This window comes from Plesiomonas sp. ZOR0011, from assembly GCF_000800945.1.
Taxonomy (GTDB): domain Bacteria; phylum Pseudomonadota; class Gammaproteobacteria; order Enterobacterales; family CAMTGL01; genus Plesiomonas; species Plesiomonas shigelloides.
Map to the genome: position 1 here is coordinate 1 of NZ_JRKB01000059.1, position 6,287 is coordinate 6,287.

Genomic DNA, 6,287 nt, shown 5'->3' on the forward strand with positions numbered 1-6,287 from the left:
TGCTAGCGCAGAAATTTCGTAAATCTTCTCACGTATAGGCCGGTGTAACGGTCAATGCTACGGATAACCTGTATAGCTGTTCAGCTAATTGCCTGAAATGTGGCTACCTTTGGATGTTGCTAGTGCAGAAGTTTCGTAAATCTTCTCACGTATAGGCCGGTGTAATGGTCAATGCTACGGATAACTTGTATAGCTGTTCAGCTAATTGCCTGAAATGTGGCCCTTTGAGTGCCAAACCTTCGTAAATCTTCTCACGTATAGGCCTATGCGGAGGTCAATACTACGGATAACCTGTATAGATATCCGGCTAAATGCCTGAAACATGGCTACCTTTGGATGTTGCTAGTGCAGAAGTTTCGTAAATCTTCTCACGTATAGCCCGGTTCAGTTGGCATAGCGATGGAGAGTTTGCCCCAGGTATTCAGGGTGCTACCTGAAATGTGGCTACTTTTATTGCTGGCGTCATTCTGAAGTTCTTCAATTAACCCTTTGAAGCGAAGACTGGTAAGCGTCAATTTCAGTTGATTGTGTAATACGTTTGTCATACAGTGGTGTAGAATAAAACCGCTGTAGACAGCATAACTCAGTGAGCTGAAGCGCAAATTGCGGGTGAAGCAAAGGAGAACACCATGAACGAGCTAACAATTACCTCTCGTAAAGCAGGGGAAGTTTTCACATTTTGGATGTCACCGTCCGGCGGTTATATTTTCCGAACCTTCCCAGGAAGATCAGGAACTTTAGGCTCTCAAATCTGTACTGGTGGTCACACAATGGGTAGCACTCTAAGTGCTACGCCTGAAACATTTGAAAAAACATGTCGTAGTTGGTATCGAGCCTATCAGCGTAACCAGTAACACAATCTGTTTCATGGCCTAAGGCCTGATAGCTGATCAGGCCTATTAGTGGGAGTTAGCAATGGAAAACAATAAGTCTTTAGCTCGTAATCCTTCATTCACCCCATCCCCCACTCTACGCAAAGACCTAGAACTACATTTCGGTAAGTTAGGTACTACCGCTAGAATCAATCAAATCTGGGATCGCTATAGTCACATGATTAGGGCCGAAGCTATTCGTTTGAGTGATGCAGAACGCCAGGTCATGCAGAACGTGCTAAGTGGATCTTTTGTCGATGTTGGGTTTATCACTGGACTGGAACTAGAAGTGCAGGATTGTGATGACTATTTAGCTGGGCAAGAGGCAGCAAGAACACTACTAGGTAAGTTAGAGGCAGCTAGTTATGCTCAACGATTGGCCATGATTGAGGTGTTAGGTTTTTAATTTTGGATAGGAAAATGCGGCGATTTTATGCCGTTGCCTGTGTATTCGCGGTATAAAAAAAACCGCTCATTAGAGCGGCCAATATTAATTCATACTTCACAAATCACACTTATCATTGGTTTTCTATTCGGCTGAAATACTCCTCCAAAGCCACTCTTATGACAGCACTATTGTTCTTAAGTGGGTTACCATTTCTTTTATTTTTCAATGAGTAATTATCTAACTTGAGGTACAGTTCTTCACCTAAACAGACTGTTGTTCTCACTAATTTTTCTGGTTGTTCTTCTTGTCGTGGCGTTTTGTCTTTATCTTGAGCAAGCCTTTCATTTGCTCCATATGGTTTATCAGCTAATCGGTTAGCTAAAGCATCAGCTTCTTCTGCAGTAACTTGGGGGGTGGTGTGTCGTGCTTGTTTGCTTACTGGTTTTACCATTTCAGAATACCTCATCAAGTAAGCTAAGCACTTCAGCTTTTGCTTTCATATTCGACGATTCTAATACTGATAGCCCTTGAGACATTACATCTCTATAAATTTTTCTATAGTAAGCTATGGAGTTGAGGGCTGTCAGTTGTTCAAATTCTTTCACAAACTCCAAAAACTCGTGCCGTTCATTCCCTTGTAGAAGCGGATTTGTTGTTGCCAGAGTTTGATAGCAATAAACTTTCAATTCAGGATTCAAATCTCTCATCGCTTCTATTTGCTGCTGTAGTTCAACTATTGTATCAAGATCTGGCTGTGAGCATTGATGCGGAGCAATGATTTGATGGGCTACCGTGCCGCCAGTAATCAGCTCTCGGCTATTGCGCCCAGCTACATCAACAATTACATGATCATATTTTGCGTCTAGGTTTTTCAATGTTTGAGAAATGTTATCTCTTTTTTCAATTAACGTGATTGTTGGCAAAACGCCGCTTGCTTCACGTTCTGCATACCAGCGTGAAGCAGTTCGTTGAAAATCGGCATCTACCAGGCAGACGTCATACCCTCTTTGTGCCAATCCAACTGTAACATTGACGGCTGTCGTTGTTTTCCCCGCCCCACCTTTGTTGCTGCCGATGATCGTAATCACGTAATACCTCATAAATATGATGTGTGAAGTGTGAATTATTATCTCAAGTCAAGATCATGTGTCAACTAAACCAGCCTAATATTTCATAATTATCATTTCATAAGTAATACTTCATAACTATGAAGTGATACTTAATCTTTAGTATTTATGATTTGTGAGTTATCATGTGTGACATGTGATTTGTGATGTATTAATTATGAATTAATACTCAATGAGGCAGGTATGCAAATGAATAAGTTTTTTTGGCATGGCGTATGTCCAACACTAGCTGTGTGTGTTACCGCTTTGTCCGGATGGCTGACCGTCACATTCATGTATTCCATCGGGCAATCTGTCGGCTCTCCTGTTACAACGGCGGTAATTGGTGGCGTGCTGGATGTTATTAAGTGCGTATCTCCTGCCTTTGTCCTGCTATTTATAGCCCGTCGTAAATATGTTGCCTTCACGTTCGCGTTAGCTATCAGCCTTGCGCTAAGTTTTGTATCCTTTGCTGCTTCTGTCGCATCTCTCGAATCCGGTATTGTTGCTAGTCAGCAAAACTCCGCATCACATCAACGCATTGCCCAGCAGATAGAGCTCTATACCCAACAAGTTGTTGAGCTTCGTAATCTAGCCTCAGTTCAGCAACGTTCTAAGCAAGTAACCAAATCTCAAAAAACCTTGGACGAGGTTAATGCACTCTTGGCCAAGATTGATTCTTTGTCTGATAAGCAAGCCAACACAACATCAGCAACCACAGTCGATAAATACGGTATGTACATCTCATATATTGCTGCCGCAGCATTAGAGCTGACTAGCTGGTTGTTAGTTATGGTTTCATCGACAGTGAAACACACTCAAACACACTCAAACACAGTCGCTGCAGTTGAGTGTGTACGTGATCTGTCGGCGTGTGATGACGAGCCAATTCAGCTGAACACGCTGAAAAACAGTGACGCAGTCGTTGCACATTCAGACACAGTCGCTATGAATGACAATGAATTTGAGCGCACTGTAGAAAACACAGTCGAACACGCTGCCACACACACTGACAACTCAGAAGTTGATAAATGTAATGCTCAATTATGCATGGAAATTAAACGGGCTATTTTGGATCGCACAGTAAAGCCTAGTCACCGTTCAATTTCTGAGCGCTTTGGCCATGTTGGGCGTGATGTAATTCGGCATGTATTAAATGAGTTGCATGAGACTGGATTGCTGCGCTCATACCGCAACGGGTTTACGTTAGCTGTTTGATGGTTATATAGGATAGGGCGGCTAGACTGCCCTTAGATGGTTACCAAGGCTGGCCAAGCCGAAAGCTACTTACTGGTGTTATTCCTTTTTGTGATCTGCAGCTTAGCCCCGCACCGCTGAATCCTCGCACCGTGCCGGTAAAACTCAAGCTGCCATCTGCGGCACCCGTTCGCACGACGCTATACGTCGCTTGCGCTGCGGCTTTGCATCTGGAGCTTGATTTTTCCCCCATGGCCCGTTGCGTCGTATGCGGTATGGCGGGAGCAAGCCGCAAACCGCAGAAAAAGGAACACCAGAAAGTGATGCAACTGTCCCTAACTCAGTCAGAAGTTTCTATCAATGAAACGGCCCACAAAACCCGTGGATATGATGAATGTCGCCGCGAGTTTGTCCGAATTTTCAATGACACCGCCCGATATCATCACCGATTCCAAGTGTTCCGTGATTTTGTTGAGATGGCTGCGATCGCGGTGCAGAACGCGTTTATCCGATCGTCAGAGTTAGAAGAGCGATATTTGAGTATTGTTAAAAATTATGAAACTACAGATGCCCATAAAATGGCGGCACTTTTGGGATGCCTGGTACAAGCACTAACAGATCGGCCTGGTGATTTTTTAGGTCAAATATTTATGGATCTGGAGATCAGCTCTTCAGCCATGGGCCAGGTTTTTACGCCGTATGAGGTATCGCGATTGATGGCCCAGATATCAGCCGGCAACGTAACGCAGCGCTTAGAGCATGAACCGTATATTACTTTGCATGAGCCGGCTGTTGGGGCTGGGAGTATGGTTATTGCATTTGCCGAGGCGATGGCTGATCAGCGTGTTAATTATCAAAAAAAGTTATTTGCCTCTTGTGTTGATATTGATCCGGTGGCCGTTCATATGTGTTATCTGCAGCTGTCGCTGTTAGGTGTGCCGGCAGAGGTAACCATTGGCAATACCTTAACACTGCAATTCGGTCGCACCTTCAGAACGCCATTGTGGTACATCGATAATTGGGCCGGACGCTTAAGCGCTGCCAATACCAAGTAGAGTGGGGAAAGCCTTTCGTTACCGAAAGGCTTTTTTATCGTTGATAAACCGCTCGCAATCTTTCGCTAAGCCGGCAAGGTCATCGTCCGACCAACCTGGCATGCTACGGATTTGGAGTAATTGAATGAAGAGCGACTGTGCTTCCGGGTCGAGTCGTGTTGTAAACTCCATCAAGTTCGGCCCTGGTGATGAACTCAAATACAAAAATAAGGATGGCCTTCGGCCTTTATTTTGCCGTTCCGGCAGAGAAGTTTGTCACGGCTAACGCCGTACCCAAACGGTAGGACAGACAGTCGGCGGTACAAGGTACGCTGCGCCGATAACTGCACCCGTTCTCGCTCGTTTCGCCTGGTATTTTCACGTTGTTCGCGATCTCAGATTTCGCTCTCTCTCCGTTCAAATCCCGCTCCGCTCTCTGCGCTGCGGCTTTGTTATCGCCCTTGTTCCGCCTCCTTCGAGCTGTCCTGCCGAATGGGTACGGCGATAGCCGGAGTCGATATAGCCCGAATGGAGATAGAGTTATGCCAAATTGGTGTGCGAACCGTATTGAAATTAGTGTGTCTGCAGAGCGTAAAGCAGAGGTTTTGGCATGGGTTAATGGGGAACTGTACCCGTATTATCAGCGTGCGATTAATCAAAGTATTCGATTGTTTTTAGCTGGCGTTATTGGCCGCTTAAAACCTGCAACCGACGTTATTTATAAACCGTATCCGGCGCTGACTGCGCATGGATGTGGCGAGGCATCGCCTGAAACAGACGCTTTTACACAATGGTTGGGGTTGTTGCAGAGTAACGCGCAATTAGATGAGCAATGTTGTGATCTTATCAATCGCTATTATATCGATAGCGGTATCTCGGGACTGAAACGCGATGATTTAAGTGCGTCTGAGCAAGCAAAGATAGATGAAATCATTAAAGCAAACAGCCACGATTGGATAAGTTTCGTCAGTGGTTCTTGTGAGCAAAAGGCATTTTTCGATCGGCTTGATTCTGATGTTCTTCCGAATGAAACGTTTAGTTTGTTGTATATTTTACCAACGAGATTAGCGTGTGAGATTAACGGTTATAATGGCCGGTTACTTGATGGTATTTCGTCTACATATCATCAATATACCGCAGATTATGGCACTAAATGGCCATCTAATTGCGATGTCAGTTTGGATATCCACGGCAATACAATCGTTATTGATGTTGATACGGCATGGACTCCGCCTTGTGAGAATGTCATAGAGGCTATGTCAGAACGGTGGCAGGCGGTTATCTTGCACTATTATAGCGAAGCGGGTTGCGATTTTTGTGGTTATCGACAGTACATTGAAGGCAGTTTGATGGATCTGATTGATGGCTGTTTGGAGTACGAAGACTGCGAAGATGACGATTGTTATGCTGAGGTGATCGGCCCAGATTGGTTAGTCGATAACATCACGCATTACGGCGGTTAAATCACTCGTTGCGGGGCAAGTTAGCCCCGCTATCCACTTAATTTAGCTCGATTCCATTCGGTGATTGATATGCGAATAATTTATTGTTCGCATTTATATGTCTTAATTTAAAAATAAGTGCAAAAACTGCACCTTTTTAGATGTGTTTTTGGGCACCTTCGGCTCCCCGGCAAGCCGGGTCGTCGCCTGCACTTCGCGTGATGTCCAGTTACTGGCCATCGCGCTAC

At 44.8% G+C, this 6,287-nt stretch carries 7 protein-coding genes; 5 read left to right on the forward strand and 2 right to left on the reverse strand.

Annotation, left to right across the window (positions count from 1 at the left end; all coding sequences use genetic code 11):
- Positions 1-629: 629 nt before the first annotated feature.
- On the forward strand, positions 630-854 hold the full coding sequence (locus tag L975_RS17685) for a hypothetical protein (RefSeq protein ID WP_072033056.1): 225 nt from the start codon (positions 630-632) through the stop codon (positions 852-854).
- 61 nt (positions 855-915) lie between these two features.
- Entirely contained in the window at positions 916-1,278 is a 363-nt protein-coding gene (locus L975_RS09815) for a hypothetical protein (protein ID WP_047708412.1), read from the forward strand.
- 112 nt (positions 1,279-1,390) lie between these two features.
- Here L975_RS09815 and L975_RS09820 read toward each other — a convergent pair whose 3' ends face one another.
- A complete protein-coding gene (locus L975_RS09820; protein ID WP_047708413.1) occupies positions 1,391-1,711 on the reverse strand; it encodes a hypothetical protein in 321 nt (106 codons plus the stop codon).
- Between the two features lies 1 nt (position 1,712).
- Positions 1,713-2,348 (reverse strand): AAA family ATPase, encoded by a 636-nt coding sequence (locus tag L975_RS09825; protein WP_177326634.1) that lies wholly within the window; start codon positions 2,346-2,348, stop codon positions 1,713-1,715.
- Positions 2,349-2,570: 222 nt separating this feature from the next.
- Here L975_RS09825 and L975_RS09830 point away from each other — a divergent pair, with 222 nt between their 5' ends.
- From L975_RS09830 to L975_RS09840, 3 genes are all read left to right on the forward strand, one after another.
- On the forward strand, positions 2,571-3,584 hold the full coding sequence (locus tag L975_RS09830; protein ID WP_052181389.1) for a hypothetical protein: 1,014 nt from the start codon (positions 2,571-2,573) through the stop codon (positions 3,582-3,584).
- Positions 3,585-3,715: 131 nt separating this feature from the next.
- Complete coding sequence (locus L975_RS09835; RefSeq protein WP_230400802.1) at positions 3,716-4,618, forward strand: N-6 DNA methylase; 903 nt, start codon at positions 3,716-3,718, stop codon at positions 4,616-4,618.
- 521 nt (positions 4,619-5,139) lie between these two features.
- Positions 5,140-6,060 (forward strand): DUF1281 domain-containing protein, encoded by a 921-nt coding sequence (locus L975_RS09840; protein WP_047708417.1) that lies wholly within the window; start codon positions 5,140-5,142, stop codon positions 6,058-6,060.
- Positions 6,061-6,287: the final 227 nt, after the last annotated feature.